Below are 14,223 nucleotides of genomic sequence, written 5' to 3'. Positions count from 1 at the left end.
GCCGACCGCCGTCGGACGTCGTTTTCATCGGGGGCCGGCACCCTCCGGAAGGAAGCTGCCGGCCGAGCAATCCAGCTTCCGGCTGCCTACTTCACCTGGGCGATGATGGTTTCGGCGACCTCGCGCATGCTCAGTCGCCGATCCATTGACGTTTTCTGGATCCAGCGGAAAGCCTCGGGTTCGGTCAGACCCATTTTGGTGGTCAAGACGGATTTGGCCCGTTCGACCAGTTTGCGGGTGGCGAATTGCTCTTGAAGGTCATCGACTTCGCGTTCGAGAGCGATGACTTCCTCATGCCGGGATAAAGCGATTTCAATGGCCGGAATCAGGTCGTTGGGGCTGAACGGTTTCACGACGTAGGCCATGGCGCCGGCTTCGCGGGCCCGCTCGACGAGTTCTTTTTGGCTGAAGGCAGTGAGCAAGACGACGGGGGCGATACGTTCCTTCACGATGATCTCCGCGGCCGAAATCCCGTCCATGACGGGCATCTTCACATCCATGAGGACCAGATCCGGGCGGTGCTCACGGACCAGATCAACTGCCTTCTCGCCATTATCTGCTTCGGCGACAACCTCGAAGCCTTCACCCTTGAGGATCTCGACGATGTCCAGCCGGATGAGGGTCTCGTCCTCGGCGACAACTACCCGGCGGGCCGGCGATGACGTTGCCTCGGCTGCGTCTTCTGTCATGGTGTTTCTCCTGGCTGCCCCTAATAATTGGGGCGGTGGGTTCTCGGATTCATTAACAAGCCTATCGGCATGTAGAGTTGTTTAGCGCACTGCGTGACTGTGATGTTCTGCCCGATAGGTAGGGTGGCTTCACCGGCACGTATGGCAGGCAGGCCCGAGTGGCGGAATGGCAGACGCGTCGCACTCAAAATGCGATATCGAGAGATGTGTGGGTTCGAGTCCCACCTCGGGCACCATGGCCCCGATCCCCGGTGAACCGGGGATCGGGGCTTCTTTGCGTCAGGAACCAGACCGCGTCGGTGCCGTGTCTGGTCCGGGGCTGTAGCTGCTGGAGACCAGTGCCTCGACCTGCACGTCCAGGACCACGACGTCGTCCTGGTTCCTGAGGGACCCCGAGGTCATGACGGTGGCCCGGCCGCTCCCGTCGGGCGCGACCGAGTCGATGATCACCGAACCGCTCAGCACGTCCCCTGGCCGGACCGGGCGCAGGAAACGCACCTGGCGCAGCTCCTTGCCGGCGATGACGTCATAACCGTCAAAAAGACCGGTCACCGACAGTCGCTGGTAGATCGCCAGGGTGTGGATGCCACTGGCGATGAGTCCCCCGAAGGGGCCTTCCCGCGCCGACGCGCGGTCGACGTGAAAATACTGGCTGTCCCATTCCGAAGCGAAGCGGATGATCTCCTCCTCGGTGACGGCATGGGACCCCAGCTCAAAGGTTTCCCCGATGGGGATCCGCTCGGCGGGCAGACGGGGAGTTCCGGTTGTCATAGTGTTCTGGCGACCAGTTCCTTCATGATTTCGTTGGTCCCGCCATAGATCTTCTGCACCCGTGCGGCAGCGAATCTGCGGGCTATGGGGTATTCCCTCATGTACCCGTAGCCGCCGAAGATCTGCAGGCAGCGGTCGGCGACCTTGCTTTGCATGTCGGTGCACCAGAATTTGGCCAGCGAGGCGGTGGGCGCGTCCAGGTCCCCGGTGACATGCTGTGCGATGCAGTGATCCACCAGGGTGCGGGCCGCCAGGCTGTCGGCGACGCATTCCGCGAGCACGAAGCGAGTGTTCTGGAAAGCGAGGAGGTTCTGTCCGAAGGCCTCACGCTGGTGGGCATACTCCGTCGTCTCGCGAACCGCCGCCTCGCATTCGGCAGCCGCTGCGACGGCAATGGAAAGCCTCTCCTGGGGCAGCTGATGCATGAGCTGGACGAATCCCTTGCCTTCCACGCCTCCCAGCACGTTTTCCGCGGGGACGCGCATGTTCACGAAGGCGAGCTCGCGGGTGTCCTGACCCTGCATGCCGATCTTGTCCAGGACCCTGCCACGCTCGAATCCCGGAAGGTCCTCGGTTTCGGTGACGATGAGCGATAGCCCCTTGCCCCCCTGGTCCTCGCTGGTCCTGGCGACGATCAAGATCAGACTGCCATGGGTGCCGTTGGTGATGAACGTCTTGGAACCGTTGATCACAAAGTCCTCGCCATCACGGAGCGCCTTGGTGCGGATGCTCTGCAGATCCGATCCGGTGCCCGGCTCGGTCATCGCAATGGCCCCGACCAGCTCGCCCGAGGCCATGGCGGGCAGCCAGCGCTGTTTCTGCTCCTCGGTGCCGAAGGCGGCGATGTAATGGGCGACGATGGCACTATGGACGACGTTGGCCCAGGCATCGTCGGCGACCCTGGCTTGTTCCTCCATGATCACTGCTTCGTGAGCGAAAGTACCGCCGCCGCCTCCATATTCCTCCGGAATGCTGATGCACAGCAGGCCGGTTTCGCCGGCCTTGCGCCAAAAGTCGCGGTCCACGCAGTGCTGCTCGGCCCAGCGGGAATGGTGGGGAACCGACTCCTTCTCCAGGAAGGTCCGTGCCAGGTCCCGCAGGTCGTCGAGTTCCTCGGTGCGCCAGGGTGAACGGTAATCATCGAAGATCATGGTGTTGCTCCTCATTCTGTGTGCTGAAGTCCAGTGTGGGTCGCCCGGTGACGGACGAGGTGTCGACGGTGGCGCGCTCAGGCGCCGGTTGGTTCGGAAGCGTAGATGCCCGTGTGTTCGGCGCGGACCCTCTTCTTGTCGAATTTCCCGACACTCGTGCGGGGAATTTCCGTCACGACCTCCATGGCCTCGGGAAGCTGCCAGTCCGCGAAGGCGCCGGAGAGGTGGTCGCGGACGTCCTCCAGTGCCACGTCCGCCCCCGGTGTGGGGACCACCAGGACGAAGGGGCGCTCCTGCCACTTCGGATGTGGTAGACCCACGACGGCTGCCTCGGCAATCAAGGGATGATCCAGCAGGAGGTTTTCCATGTCGATCGACGAGATCCACTCCCCACCGCTTTTGATCACGTCCTTGATGCGGTCGGTGACCTTCAGATAACCATCGGCATCGATGGTCCCGACGTCGCCGCTGCGCCAATATTCCTCGACGAAGCGGTCCGCCAGATCCTCCTCGGACATGCCGTGGTAGCTGCGCGTGACCCACGGTCCGCGGACGCAGATCTCTCCCTGCGTCACACCATCGCACGGAACATCGTTGCCGTCGGCGTTGATGAGGCGCACGTCCACTCCGGACACGGGTACGCCTTGTTTGCGTTTGAGCTCCAGGAGTTCTTCGGGGGAGAGACGGGCCAGGACGCTGGGCTTATAGCGGTTCATGGTCACCAATGGGCTTGTCTCGGTCGCTCCGTAGGCATGGACGAGTTCGGCGCCGGTGAGGTTTTTGAACCCCCGCATCATCGCCAACGGTGGCTCGGTGGCCCCGGAGAGCATCCGCAGGCGACTGAGATCCGGCTTCTCCACGAGGTTTTCGATGTAGCGCAGCATGGGCAGGAAAATGGCGGGCGCGCCGTTGGTGATGGTCACCCCCTCGGTGATGAGCGCTTCGGTCAGGGGCCCGGTGTCCTCGGCGGAGTACCGGCCCGGCAGGACGATCTTATTGGCCATGAGCGTCGCCGCTTGGGGCAGGCCCCACGCCTGGCAGTGGAACATCGGGGTGATCAACATCGTGCAGTCGTCCAAGGTCTGGCCGATATTGGCGGCAATGGCGTAGGAGTGCAGGTAGATCGCCCGATGCGAGTAGAAGACGCCCTTGGGGCGGCCGGTGGTCCCGGTGGTGTAGCACGCGCTGTAGGCAGAGGTCTCATCGACTTCGGGCCAGTCGATCCGCGGCTCGTTGGCGGCCAGGAGGTCCTCATAATGGTGGACGTTGGGCAACGTGGTGTGGATCTGCGACATCGGTTTATCGGTCATGACGACCCAGGTGGTGACGCTGGGCATGGCGGGAGCGACGGCTTCCGCCAAAGGCAACAGTGTTTCGTCCACGCAGATGACCGAGGTGTCGCTATCGGCGATGACATAGGCCAGGTCTTCCGGGGAGAGCCGGAGGTTCAGCTGCACCATGACCGCTGCGAGCCCCGGGATCGCCCAATAGAGCTCGAAGTGGCGGCGGCTGTTCCAATCGATGACGCCGACGCGGGTTCCCGGCTCCACGCCGAGGGCGCGCAAGGCGTTGGCACCGCGTTGGATGCGTTCGTACGCAGCGGCATAGGTGTAGCGATCCCAGCCGCCGTCGGTGCTCCGGTAGACGATTTCCCGTTCCCCATGCGTCCGTGCTGCATGGCGGATCAACGTCGTCGTGTTGAGTTGGACGTCGTCGCCCGTGGTGGAGGGAAAGCCCGAAACGATGGTTCGTGATGCGGGGGACATGTTGTTCTCCTTTTACTGAGCTGCCATGCGCAGTGCTCCGTCGAGACGGATCACCTCGCCGTTGATCATGCGGTTTTCGACGATATGAACTGCCAGTGCCGCGTATTCCGCGGGGTCTCCGAGGCGGGAGGGGAAGGGGACTTGTGCCCCGAGCGACTCGCGGGCGGCCTTGGGCAGGCTGCTCATCATGGGGGTGAGGAACAGGCCAGGGGCGATCGCTGCGACGCGGATTCCGCTGGGGGCCAGCTCCTGGGCGATCGGCAGGGTCATCGCGACGATACCGCCCTTGGAGGCCGAGTAGGCCGCCTGACCGATCTGGCCATCGAAGGCCGCAGCGGAGGCGGTATTGATGATGACGCCGCGTTCACCGTCCGGCCCCGGATCGTTGGACCTCATGGCCTCGGCACCGAGTCGGATGACATTGAAGGTGCCGGCCAGGTTGATCGTGAGGACCCGCTGGAAGTCGTCGAGCGGATGGGTGCCGCTCTTGCCCAGGACCTTCCTGGCGATCCCGATACCCGCGCAATTGACGATTCCCGCCAGCGGACCTGCCTGTCGGGAAGCCACGGAAATGGCTTCGGCGACCTGATCGGGGTCGGTGACGTCGGTTTCAACGAAACGGGCCCCCTCCGGCGCCGTTCCTTTCAGGTCCGCGACCACCACGTGGGCGCCTCGTTCAAGCAGCGCCCGGGTCGTTGCTTCGCCGAGTCCCGAGGCTCCTCCGGTCACGATGAACGTGCGGTCTTTGACGTCCATGGTCTCTCCTGACGTGATGTAGAACTGAATAGACTGGGTGGATGCTGGGCGAGTTCAGGTGGACTCTGTGGTCACCTAGCCACGCAGCTCATCCCGGATCCGATGCTTGAGGATCTTTCCCGACGGGTTCCGTGGAATCTGTGCGATGACGAGCTCGCGGGGCAGCTTGTAGTGGGAGAGACGGTCCTGGGCGTACTCGCACAGTGACTTGAGCGTCACCTCTTGTCCCTCCAAGGGGGTCACCACGGCGACTACCGTCTCGCCGTATTCCAGATGCGGACGTCCGACGACGGCGATATCGGCAACCGCAGGGTGCCCCGCCAAGGCATTTTCTACTTCGGCGGAGTAGACGTTGTGGCCGCCCGTGATGATCATGTCCTTCATCCGGTCCACGAGGGTGATGTAACCCTCGGCGTCCATCTGGGCCAGGTCTCCCGTATGCACCCAGCCGTCCCGAACCGTCGCGGCAGTTGCCTCGGGCTGACGCCAGTAGCCCTTCATCATCGTCTCCCCGCGCATGATCATCTCCCCGACCTCACCGGGGGCGGCATCTTGGCCGTCTGCACCGACGATGCGGACCTCCGTGTTGGCGATGGGGAAGCGTCCACTGGCCGTTGGCCTCTCCAAGACCTCCTCGTGGGTGAGGATGATGCCGCCGGGTCCACCCTCGGTTTGGCCGCACGCCTGGACGATCCAGGTGTCGGGGAGTGCGGCGACGATCTTCTGGGCCAGGTCCGTGGGCATGGGGGCCGCGCCGTACATGCGAATGCGAAGACTCGATAGGTCCCGGGTGGCCAGGCTCGGGGAACGCATCAGGAAGGAATACATGGTGGGTACCCCGAAGAAGAATCCGATCCGCTCTTTCTCGATGGTTTCGAGCACGGCTTCCGGGTCGAAGGCCGGCAGGATGAAGTGTGTGGAGCCCAACATCATTCCCGGGACGAGCACCAGATTCAGATCCGCCGAGTGGAACAGCGGTGCGACGTGGATGAGTCGTTCCCCGACCCGCAGGCCGAAGCCCACGCAGGCATTGATGCCGACCCAGATGACGCGGTGGTGGTCGAAGAGGGCGCCCTTCGGGCGACCGGTGGTCCCCGAGGTGTAGATGATCAGTGCGTCGTCCTCTTCGGAGATTTCGACGGCGGGCGCATCGGTCGGTTGCTTGGCCGCCGCCCCGAGAATGTCTTCGTAACCGTCAGAGGCGCCCAGTGCCAGGGCGGGGACAGGGGAATCGATGTCGGTCGCCTGCCGCCACTGCGTGATGGATTGGGCTACCTCGGGGCCGAAAACCAGGAGTTTCGCTTCGGTGTCCGTGAGGAAATGGTCGATTTCCCTAGGTGCCGACTTCGGATTCACCGGCACGTAGGCCTGCATAGAAAGCGATGACGAAGGCGTCATTGTTCCCACAGACCATGACGAGGCGATCGCCTTTGGCGAGCCCGCGGGAGGCGAATTCGTGCGCGAGTTGCGAGACCCTGGCGTCGAGTTCGGCGTAGCTATGGGTCACCCCGCAGTAGCTCAGGGCGATGCGGTCCGGGCAGCCCCGGGCGGTACGGGCGAGGATTCCTGCGAGGTCGGCCATGATTACTCCTGTCCCGCGGTGGCCGAGGCAACCGCCGATATGGTGAGGGGTTCCCCCGGGGCGGCGACGGCGGCCAGGGGAAGGTCTTGTTTTTGGCCCAGAGCCGTCCAATAGGCAGTGGATTGGGTGGCAAAGGCACGAGTTAGTTCTTCGCGGGTGCCACCGATGAGGCGGGCGAGTCGTTCGGCGAAGTGAGGCTCAACCGCCGCGACGGCAACGAATCCATCGGCTGTTGCGTACATTCCATACGCAGGTATCGCGCCCCCGAGGACGGCACCCGGAGAGGTGAGGCCGTGCCGGACTCCGGCTGCCGCGGCGTGGGCCGCTTCTTCGAGGACCACCCTCTCGTGGACGCCCTGAAGCCCCTGTTCGCGCTGGCGCAGAGCCGACAGGGTCGCGACCACTGCGCGTTCGGAACCGAGAATGTCGGCGACCGGCACCAACGGCAGATCAGGGGGAAGTAACGTTCCATGCTCGGCCTGGTAAGTCAGGTCGTGGCCGGGCTGCTCGGCCCGGGCGCCGTCGTGCCCGACGATTTCCACCAGAGCGACGCCGCGGGTCTTCAGCATCTCGACGAGATCAAGCCGGGCGAGGGCCGATGGGCGCATCGAGGTCAGCAGGACGTCGGCATCGGCAAGAAGTTCTTCGAAGGTGGACCTGCTCGACGGGTCCTTCAAATCGAGGGGAACGACGTCCTGACCCGTGATGAGTTCCTCATACCAGTGGGGGGCGACGCTCCCGAGCGGGTCGCCCTGCGGTGGTTCGACCTTGATGACAGTTGCTCCGAGTTCGGTCAGCCGAGATGCGGCCAGTGGCCCCGGAAGGTTGATGGCAACCGAAACCACAACGATGCCTGACAGTGGGTGGGGCATGAATTCTCCTGAAGACTGTGACCTGGATTACTCTTTGTACGGTTGTACAGCAAGCAATGCGAACGTTCAATGGTTTGTGGTCTAGCATTGCTGTGTGGACAGAACGAAGGAAACACCTCCCGAAGGCTTGGCAACGGCTTGGTCTCCCCATGACCTGACGTCTAAGGCGCGGATCCGCAATGCCGCACTCACCCTGTTTGCGCAGCAGGGCGAAGACGGTACCTCCATGCGGGCCATTGCCACGGCGGCCGGGGTAACCGTCGGGTTGGTTACCCATCACTATGGGACGAAGGACGGACTGCGGGAGGCGGTAGACACCCTCATCGTGGAGCTCTTCGCCGAAACCCTTCGGCTCCTGCCCCAAGAAGGGTCCGCCCGATGGATCCTCGGTCTGCGAGACGAGGCCGTGGCCGAGATGCTGCACGCCAATCCGACGATCATCGACTACGTGCGCCGTTCCCTGCTGCATGGTCCAGGCCGTCCCGGTGACATCCTGAGCCGGCTGTCGGCATTGACGGCGGAGCAGACCCGGATCCTGCGCGAGGCCGGAGTGGTCTCCATGGATCGCAGCGTCACGGAACAAACGGTCACCACGATCGTCCGTCAATTCGGGCGGTTGCTCCTCCAGCCGCTGGCCAACCGCATTGTCGATGAGTTCGGCGAAGCCGGAGAAAGCGCCCCCGAACTCTATGTAGGCGTTAAATCCTGAGCGATCAGCAGTGCACCCGCTGTGCTCCGGAGTCCAGTTGAAGCGCCGTATGATCGCGGTGTACACGTTCAAAGGAGAATGATGACCGCCGAGAATTCCCCCGCCACACCCTCCGATGTCCTGAACTTGGACGGTCTGCTGACCACCAAGGAACGAGAACTACGTTCCAGCGTTCGGGCTTTCGTCGACGAACGAATCCGCCCGAACATCTCCACCTGGTATGAGGACGCCCATTTTCCCGTGGAGCTCTCCCGTGAGATGGGAAGCCTCGGACTGCTGGGCATGCACCTGCAGGGCTACGGCTGTCCGGGGCGCACCGCCGTCGAATACGGGATCGCCGCGATGGAGCTCGAAGCCGGTGACTCGGGTCTGCGGACCTTCGTATCGGTACAGGGTTCCTTGGCCATGGCGGCAATCCACCAGTTCGGTTCCGAGGAGCAGAAGAACACGTACCTGCCGGGTATGGCTACCGGGGAGATCATCGGTTGCTTCGGACTCACCGAACCCACTGCCGGGTCGGACCCGTCGGCGATGGCCACGACAGCAGTACACGATGGACGGGGTTGGGTCCTCAACGGCGCCAAACGCTGGATCGGGTTGGCCACCGTCGCCCAGATCGCCGTGATCTGGGCCAAAACCGAAGACGGGGTCCGCGGTTTCCTCGTCCCCACCGACGTCGAAGGCTTCACGGCCACAGCGATCGAGCCCAAGCTTTCGATGCGTGCCTCCATCCAATGCGATCTGACCTTCAACGACGTGCGGTTGCCCGACTCGGCGCTGCTACCCGGCGCCAAGGGGTTGCGCGGGCCGTTCTCCTGCCTGAACGAGGCACGCTACGGGATCATCTGGGGCGCCATGGGAGCGGCCAGGGATTCCTACGAGGCAGCGCTGGCGTATTCGCAGGAACGGATGCAGTTCGACAAGCCATTGGCGGGCTACCAGATCACCCAAGCCAAATTGGTGGACATGCTCTTGGAGATCCAAAAAGGCACGCTACTGGCCATCCACACAGGACGCCTCAAGGACGCAGGAACCCTGGAGCCGGTGCAGATCTCCGTCGGAAAACTCAATAACTGTCGCGAGGCGATCCGGATCTGCCGCGAGGCGCGCACCATTCTGGGCGGCAACGGGATCACCTTGGACCACTCACCCTTGCGCCATGCGAACAACCTCGAATCGGTGCGCACCTACGAGGGGACCGACGAGGTTCATGCCTTGATCCTGGGCAACCACATCACGGGCATCCCGGCCTTCAGGTGAGGGCCGTCGGTGGGGCCACGCGGTTGGATCGGGGCCCCACCGGCTATTCGAAGGGCGAAGGGTCGCCCATGCCGACCCGGACGACCTCGGGGACTCCACTGGAAAAATCCACCACCGTCGTCGGTTCGGTGCCGCATTCTCCGGAGTCGATGACGGCGTCGACCTGATGATCCAGACGTTCCTTGATTTCCCATCCCTGCGTCAGGGGTTCATCCTCGTCCGGTAAGAGCAAGGTGGTCGAGAGCAACGGTTCGCCCAGTTCCGCCAGGAGAGCCTGAACGACACGGTGGTCGGGGATACGCACCCCAACGGTCTTCTTCTTCGGATGCAGCAGACGCTTGGGAACCTCGGAGGTGGCCTTGAGGATGAACGTGTAGCTGCCCGGTGTCGCCGCCTTCAAACTCCGGAAGACTGTATTGCTCATCTCCACGAAACGCCCCATCTGCGCGAAGTTGCTGCACATCAGGGTGAAGTGGTGTTTGTCATCAAGCTGTCGGATGGTACGGATCCGATCCAGGGCTTTCCGGTTACCCAATTGGGCGCCCAGCGCATAACAGGAGTCGGTGGGGTAGGCGATCAGCGCGCCGTCCTGCAGCAGGTCAACGACCTGACCCAGAGCACGGGGTTGCGGATCCTGAGGGTGAACGTCGAAGAATCTAGCCATGACAGGAGACTACGACCCGACGACCGAACTTGCACGCAACGCCCCGCCGCACGAGCCGTGGAATTGACTGCTGCCGCACCGGGCCTAAGATGAATGTGCGCCGCGGGTGGCGAATGTGTGACCATAGTATGACTTCCGGGTCGAACTACTCCCTGCGGTACGACCGCGCTCTTTTGCCATCTCAAGATTGGTTCCTAGATGGATCTCACACTCATCGTTGTCCTGGTGATTGCCCTGGCTCTGTTCTTTGATTTCACGAACGGGTTTCACGATACGGCCAATGCCATGGCAACCCCGATCGCCACCGGCGCCATCAAGCCGAAGACGGCAGTGGCCCTGGCTGCGATCCTGAACCTGGTGGGTGCCTTCCTTTCCACCGAGGTCGCCACCACGATTTCCGGCGGCCTGATCAACGAAGGGGACAATGGGTTCTCCATTGGACCCGAGATCATCTTTGCCGGCCTCATGGGCGCCGTCGTCTGGAATATGTTGACCTGGTTGCTCGGTCTGCCCTCCAGCTCGTCCCACGCCCTCTTCGGCGGACTCATCGGTGCGGCGATTGCCGGTGCGGGTTTCTCCGTTGTCAACTACGGAACCGTGATCTCCAAGGTGCTGCTGCCGGCATTGCTGGCCCCATTGATCGCCGGTCTGGCTGCGTACCTGTGTACCAAATTGGCCTATTGGGTGACCAAGCGCCCCTCGGGTGTCTCCTCGCCCAAGCGTGGTGGTTTCCGTGTCGGCCAGGTGTTCTCCTCCTCGTTGGTGGCCCTGGCCCACGGAACCAACGATGCACAGAAGACGATGGGTGTCATCACCCTGGCCCTGGTCGCCTCGGGGCTGCAGGAATCGGGAAGCCACGTCCACTTCTGGGTCATCGCCGCCTGCGCCCTGGCCATCGCCCTGGGCACCTACGTGGGTGGCTGGCGCATTATCGCCACCATGGGCACCGGCCTGACCGAGGTCAAACCAGCCCAGGGCTTCGCGGCCGAGTCATCGACCGCGGCGGCCATCCTGGCTTCCTCCCATCTGGGCTTCGCCCTCTCGACCACCCAGGTGGCCTCGGGTTCGGTGATCGGTTCGGGGCTGGGCCGCAAGGGAGCCTCCGTGCAGTGGCGTACCGCCGGGAAGATCGCCACCGGGTGGCTCTTCACTCTGCCGGCAGCTGCCGTCGTCGGCGCCTTGGCCGCTGCCCTGACCTACTTTGGAAACGTCGGTCTGGTTCTGGTTGCCGTCATCGGCTTCGGCGTCGTCCTGTTGATCTGGTGGCTCTCCCGCAAGGACATCATCGGTCCACATAACGGTGTCTCCGACGTTGATGAAGCCGGTGGTGCCATCAGCATCCCGACGAAGAAGCAGCGTCGCAAGATGCGTAAACGCCAACGTGAAGCCGAGCGCGCCGAGGCCGAGCGCATGGCCCGCGAACTCAAGAAGGCTCAGAAGAACAAGAAGAAGGAAGCCAACGGGATGGCCAAGGTCCCGACGGCCTCGGGATCGAAATCCCGGGCACAGGACGCTTCGGCGCCGAAGCGCGAAGCACGCGGCACGGAGGAGAACCGATGAACATTGAATGGCTCTCGTTTCTGACCGTCACGCTCGTGACCCTGATCGGCTCCCTATCGCTCGTGGCGCTCTACTCCTTCGCCGTGAGGTTGAAAGCGATCGCAGAAGACGGCGGTCGGGGCGCCAACGTTGCCAAATCCGGTGCTGTCGCCTGCTTCGTCCTCTGCGGCTGTTTGGTGCTGCTGGGCATCTACCTGATCGTGCCGCAGCTCGGCGGCTCCGGGGGGCACTAACGCGCATCCGGTGGCCCGGCGGAACCGGTATGGCACCATGGGGCCATGACTCGCTTCCGATATTTTGTCGCCGCCAGTGTCGACGGATACATCGCTGATGAGCATGATTCGCTGGACTGGCTGACCACCTACGACGACTACCACGTGGGCTTCCACGACCCGGCGGCTGCTTTTCTTCAGGAGATCGGCGCCGTCGTCATGGGAGCCGATACCTACCGATGGCTTGGCAACCACATGAGCAAAACCCGCGCCCCCTGGCCGTACGCGGGTACACCCTGCTGGGTCTTCACCCATCGGGAACTTGCTGCCGAAGCGGGAGCTGATCTCACCTTCATCCGCGGTGACGTCGAAGAGTGGGCTGGCGATATCGCAGCTGACGCGGGCGAGAAGGATGTGTGGGTTCTCGGTGGCGGAGGACTCGCCGGACAGCTGCTCGACTCCGGGTACCTCGACGAAGTGATCCTGTTCACCATCCCGCTTCTCTTGGGTGGGGGACGCCCCTTGGCCAGTCTGCGGGCACCGCTGGAACTCAGCCCCACCATGAGCCGCGAGTACGGCAGGGGAGTCCGCGAAACAAGGTACGACGTCGCCAAACCTCCTTCCGTATCCCGCAACGTTTCCTGAACCCCGATTGGCGCGAGACCGCCAGCAGTCCTAGGCTCGATCACTACCTCCGTATGCAGCGAAAGGACACGACCCATGAAACTCAGCCACCTGCCATTGCGTCTGACCACCGGCGCCTTCATCCTCAACTCGGGGGTGGGCAAGTTGCAGTTGGAGCCCGAAGCGGCGGCCGGACTGCAGAAGATGGGTGCCTCTGCCTTTCCACAGGTGGCCGACCTCGACCCGGAACAATTCGGCAAGGTACTCAGCGCGGTGGAGATCGTCCTGGGATCCTCCCTGCTGCTACCGTTCGTGCCCAGCCGCCTGGCCGGCCTCGGACTGACTGCCTTCTCAGCTTCCATGGCGACGATGTACTTCAAGACCCCGGGGATGACCCGCGATGACGGGCTGCGCCCCACCCAGGAGGGCACCGTCATCGCCAAGGACTTCTGGATGCTCGGCATCGGGCTGGCCCTGATCCTCGATTCGGCGCGGAAGAAGAAGCGCAAAACCACCTAGGCGCGGTGACCTCAGACGGCCGCATCCCCGGCACGACGCGTGGGGATGCGGCCGTTTTTCGCCACCAGTCGCAGCCAGCTGCGGGTGCGGTGTGGACTCCGGAAACGCACCACCTTCGAGGGTCCTTCGGCGGCGAGCAACGTCTTGATCTGTGCGCGCTTGGAGGCGAAGGAACGCGCGTGCCACATCAGGATCGAGTCACTCGAGAACAACTGCCTCCAGGTCTCCGTGTTGCCGTTGCAGACCGGTTCAGCGGTGACCACACGGCGGATGCTGCGGCGGATGAGGCGTCCCATCGAAACCAGCCGCGGATAATCCAGACAGAGGATGAGGTCGGCCCGTTCGGCGATCTCTGCGCGATACGGCCCGTAGGCGGTGTCGAAGACCCATTCGGGGGCCGATGCCCTTTCCCGGGCGATCCGGCGCTGTTCCTCGGCCGGACGCTGGTTCCACCCGGGGAGCCAGCCGATGTCTTCATCGGCCAACAGCACCGGCAAACCGGTGAGCCGACCCAATTCCAGGGCCAAACTCGTTTTCCCCGATCCGGTCACCCCGTGGAGGAGGATCCGGCGCGGACCGTCGGTCACGTGGGGCCCAGGATCATGTTCGTGATCCTGGCGGTGCAGACCCGTCGGCCTTCCTCATCGGAAATGATGATTTCGTGGGTCGTGGTGCTGCGCCCCAAATGAATGGGGGTGCAGACCCCGGTGACGAGCCCCGAGATCCCGGCACGATGGTGGGTGGCGTTGATGTCCACTCCCACCGGGCGGCCTGTGGGGCCGGCATGTACCGCCGCAGCGAAGGAACCGAGTGTCTCCGCCAGGGCCACGCTCGCACCGCCGTGCAGGATCCCGGCCACCTGCTGGTTGCCTTCCACCGGCATGGTGGCCACTACCCGTGCGGCGGTGATGCCCTCGAAAATGATCCCCAGCTTCTCCACCAGGGGCCCGACACCATGTCCGCTGAGCATTGGCCACATCTGCCGTGGCACCTGGTGCCGTGCGAGCTGCTCCTCAAAAGGGTTCGAACCGGTATCGTCCCCTGCGGTGGCGGCCGAGCCGCGTGTGTTTTTGTCCGTCATGGGAACT

General features: G+C 63.5%; 16 protein-coding genes, 1 tRNA gene and 1 pseudogene. 7 read left to right on the top strand and 11 right to left on the bottom strand.

Annotated elements, in window-relative coordinates; translation table 11 throughout:
- Nucleotides 1-86 precede the first annotated feature (86 nt).
- The gene (locus tag CIK75_RS00825; protein ID WP_087000908.1) at nucleotides 87-689 is read right to left on the bottom strand and encodes a response regulator; all 603 of its coding nucleotides are present in this window, start codon (nucleotides 687-689) and stop codon (nucleotides 87-89) included.
- A 152-nt stretch (nucleotides 690-841) separates the two neighbouring features.
- Between CIK75_RS00825 and CIK75_RS00820 the strand changes: the two genes are divergently transcribed.
- A tRNA-Leu gene (locus CIK75_RS00820) sits at nucleotides 842-925 on the top strand.
- A gap of 43 nt (nucleotides 926-968) precedes the next feature.
- Here CIK75_RS00820 and CIK75_RS00815 read toward each other — a convergent pair.
- The 7 genes and pseudogenes from CIK75_RS00815 to CIK75_RS00790 form a co-directional block, all read right to left on the bottom strand.
- Nucleotides 969-1,460: a MaoC/PaaZ C-terminal domain-containing protein gene (locus tag CIK75_RS00815; protein ID WP_087000910.1), complete on the bottom strand. Its 492-nt coding sequence runs from the start codon at nucleotides 1,458-1,460 to the stop codon at nucleotides 969-971.
- Entirely contained in the window at nucleotides 1,457-2,611 is a 1,155-nt protein-coding gene (locus CIK75_RS00810) for an acyl-CoA dehydrogenase family protein (protein WP_087000912.1), read from the bottom strand. Before CIK75_RS00810 ends, CIK75_RS00815 begins: the two co-directional genes overlap by 4 nt.
- A gap of 77 nt (nucleotides 2,612-2,688) precedes the next feature.
- Nucleotides 2,689-4,377, bottom strand: coding sequence for a long-chain-fatty-acid--CoA ligase (locus CIK75_RS00805; protein WP_087000914.1), 1,689 nt, complete (start codon nucleotides 4,375-4,377; stop codon nucleotides 2,689-2,691).
- A 12-nt stretch (nucleotides 4,378-4,389) separates the two neighbouring features.
- Nucleotides 4,390-5,133 (bottom strand): 3-hydroxyacyl-CoA dehydrogenase, encoded by a 744-nt coding sequence (locus CIK75_RS00800; RefSeq protein WP_087000916.1) that lies wholly within the window; start codon nucleotides 5,131-5,133, stop codon nucleotides 4,390-4,392.
- A 75-nt stretch (nucleotides 5,134-5,208) separates the two neighbouring features.
- A complete protein-coding gene (locus CIK75_RS16435; protein WP_241895175.1) occupies nucleotides 5,209-5,508 on the bottom strand; it encodes a hypothetical protein in 300 nt (99 codons plus the stop codon).
- 171 nt (nucleotides 5,509-5,679) lie between these two features.
- Nucleotides 5,680-6,715 (bottom strand): annotated as a pseudogene (locus CIK75_RS00795) (AMP-binding protein); the annotation flags it as partial.
- Nucleotides 6,716-6,717: 2 nt separating this feature from the next.
- The gene (locus CIK75_RS00790) at nucleotides 6,718-7,587 is read right to left on the bottom strand and encodes a CoA transferase (protein WP_087000918.1); all 870 of its coding nucleotides are present in this window, start codon (nucleotides 7,585-7,587) and stop codon (nucleotides 6,718-6,720) included.
- A gap of 94 nt (nucleotides 7,588-7,681) precedes the next feature.
- Between CIK75_RS00790 and CIK75_RS00785 the strand changes: the two genes are divergently transcribed.
- Together CIK75_RS00785 and CIK75_RS00780 are read left to right on the top strand one after the other, a co-directional pair.
- Entirely contained in the window at nucleotides 7,682-8,296 is a 615-nt protein-coding gene (locus CIK75_RS00785) for a helix-turn-helix domain-containing protein (protein WP_241895171.1), read from the top strand.
- An 81-nt stretch (nucleotides 8,297-8,377) separates the two neighbouring features.
- The gene (locus CIK75_RS00780) at nucleotides 8,378-9,556 is read left to right on the top strand and encodes an acyl-CoA dehydrogenase family protein (RefSeq protein ID WP_087000922.1); all 1,179 of its coding nucleotides are present in this window, start codon (nucleotides 8,378-8,380) and stop codon (nucleotides 9,554-9,556) included.
- A 43-nt stretch (nucleotides 9,557-9,599) separates the two neighbouring features.
- On the opposite strand, the gene CIK75_RS00775 is transcribed toward CIK75_RS00780, so the two are convergent.
- Complete coding sequence (locus CIK75_RS00775) at nucleotides 9,600-10,220, bottom strand: L-threonylcarbamoyladenylate synthase (RefSeq protein WP_087000924.1); 621 nt, start codon at nucleotides 10,218-10,220, stop codon at nucleotides 9,600-9,602.
- A 198-nt stretch (nucleotides 10,221-10,418) separates the two neighbouring features.
- Between CIK75_RS00775 and CIK75_RS00770 the strand changes: the two genes are divergently transcribed.
- From CIK75_RS00770 to CIK75_RS00755, 4 genes are all read left to right on the top strand, one after another.
- On the top strand, nucleotides 10,419-11,780 hold the full coding sequence (locus CIK75_RS00770) for an inorganic phosphate transporter (RefSeq protein ID WP_087000926.1): 1,362 nt from the start codon (nucleotides 10,419-10,421) through the stop codon (nucleotides 11,778-11,780).
- The gene (locus tag CIK75_RS00765; RefSeq protein WP_241895170.1) at nucleotides 11,777-12,013 is read left to right on the top strand and encodes a hypothetical protein; all 237 of its coding nucleotides are present in this window, start codon (nucleotides 11,777-11,779) and stop codon (nucleotides 12,011-12,013) included. The genes CIK75_RS00770 and CIK75_RS00765 overlap by 4 nt, the downstream gene beginning before the upstream one ends.
- 45 nt (nucleotides 12,014-12,058) lie before the next feature.
- Complete coding sequence (locus CIK75_RS00760; protein WP_087000928.1) at nucleotides 12,059-12,637, top strand: dihydrofolate reductase family protein; 579 nt, start codon at nucleotides 12,059-12,061, stop codon at nucleotides 12,635-12,637.
- Between the two features lie 75 nt (nucleotides 12,638-12,712).
- Entirely contained in the window at nucleotides 12,713-13,135 is a 423-nt protein-coding gene (locus CIK75_RS00755; protein WP_087000930.1) for a DoxX family membrane protein, read from the top strand.
- 11 nt (nucleotides 13,136-13,146) lie between these two features.
- Here CIK75_RS00755 and CIK75_RS00750 read toward each other — a convergent pair whose 3' ends face one another.
- Nucleotides 13,147-13,722, bottom strand: coding sequence for a hypothetical protein (locus CIK75_RS00750; RefSeq protein ID WP_087000932.1), 576 nt, complete (start codon nucleotides 13,720-13,722; stop codon nucleotides 13,147-13,149).
- The gene (locus CIK75_RS00745; RefSeq protein ID WP_096222936.1) at nucleotides 13,719-14,216 is read right to left on the bottom strand and encodes a hotdog fold thioesterase; all 498 of its coding nucleotides are present in this window, start codon (nucleotides 14,214-14,216) and stop codon (nucleotides 13,719-13,721) included. The genes CIK75_RS00750 and CIK75_RS00745 overlap by 4 nt, the downstream gene beginning before the upstream one ends.
- Nucleotides 14,217-14,223: the final 7 nt, after the last annotated feature.

The sequence above is a fragment of the Glutamicibacter sp. BW78 genome (genome assembly GCF_002332245.1).
Taxonomy (GTDB): domain Bacteria; phylum Actinomycetota; class Actinomycetes; order Actinomycetales; family Micrococcaceae; genus Arthrobacter_H; species Arthrobacter_H rhombi_A.
Note: the sequence above shows the minus strand (reverse complement) of the source record. Positions and strands in the feature narration are given on the sequence as shown.

Bases quoted from the DNA above. Each gene is read 5' to 3' on its own strand.
- CIK75_RS00760 (WP_087000928.1), top strand. From the start codon at position 12,059: ATGACTCGCTTCCGATATTTTGTCGCCGCCAGTGTCGACGGATACATC.
- CIK75_RS00745 (WP_096222936.1), bottom strand. From the start codon at position 14,216: ATGACGGACAAAAACACACGCGGCTCGGCCGCCACCGCAGGGGACGAT.
- CIK75_RS00770 (WP_087000926.1), top strand. From the start codon at position 10,419: ATGGATCTCACACTCATCGTTGTCCTGGTGATTGCCCTGGCTCTGTTC.
- CIK75_RS00755 (WP_087000930.1), top strand. From the start codon at position 12,713: ATGAAACTCAGCCACCTGCCATTGCGTCTGACCACCGGCGCCTTCATC.
- CIK75_RS00810 (WP_087000912.1), bottom strand. From the start codon at position 2,611: ATGATCTTCGATGATTACCGTTCACCCTGGCGCACCGAGGAACTCGAC.
- CIK75_RS00805 (WP_087000914.1), bottom strand. From the start codon at position 4,377: ATGTCCCCCGCATCACGAACCATCGTTTCGGGCTTTCCCTCCACCACG.
- CIK75_RS16435 (WP_241895175.1), bottom strand. From the start codon at position 5,508: ATGATCATCACGGGCGGCCACAACGTCTACTCCGCCGAAGTAGAAAAT.
- CIK75_RS00815 (WP_087000910.1), bottom strand. From the start codon at position 1,460: ATGACAACCGGAACTCCCCGTCTGCCCGCCGAGCGGATCCCCATCGGG.
- CIK75_RS00765 (WP_241895170.1), top strand. From the start codon at position 11,777: ATGAACATTGAATGGCTCTCGTTTCTGACCGTCACGCTCGTGACCCTG.
- CIK75_RS00825 (WP_087000908.1), bottom strand. From the start codon at position 689: ATGACAGAAGACGCAGCCGAGGCAACGTCATCGCCGGCCCGCCGGGTA.
- CIK75_RS00780 (WP_087000922.1), top strand. From the start codon at position 8,378: ATGACCGCCGAGAATTCCCCCGCCACACCCTCCGATGTCCTGAACTTG.
- CIK75_RS00775 (WP_087000924.1), bottom strand. From the start codon at position 10,220: ATGGCTAGATTCTTCGACGTTCACCCTCAGGATCCGCAACCCCGTGCT.
- CIK75_RS00790 (WP_087000918.1), bottom strand. From the start codon at position 7,587: ATGCCCCACCCACTGTCAGGCATCGTTGTGGTTTCGGTTGCCATCAAC.
- CIK75_RS00800 (WP_087000916.1), bottom strand. From the start codon at position 5,133: ATGGACGTCAAAGACCGCACGTTCATCGTGACCGGAGGAGCCTCGGGA.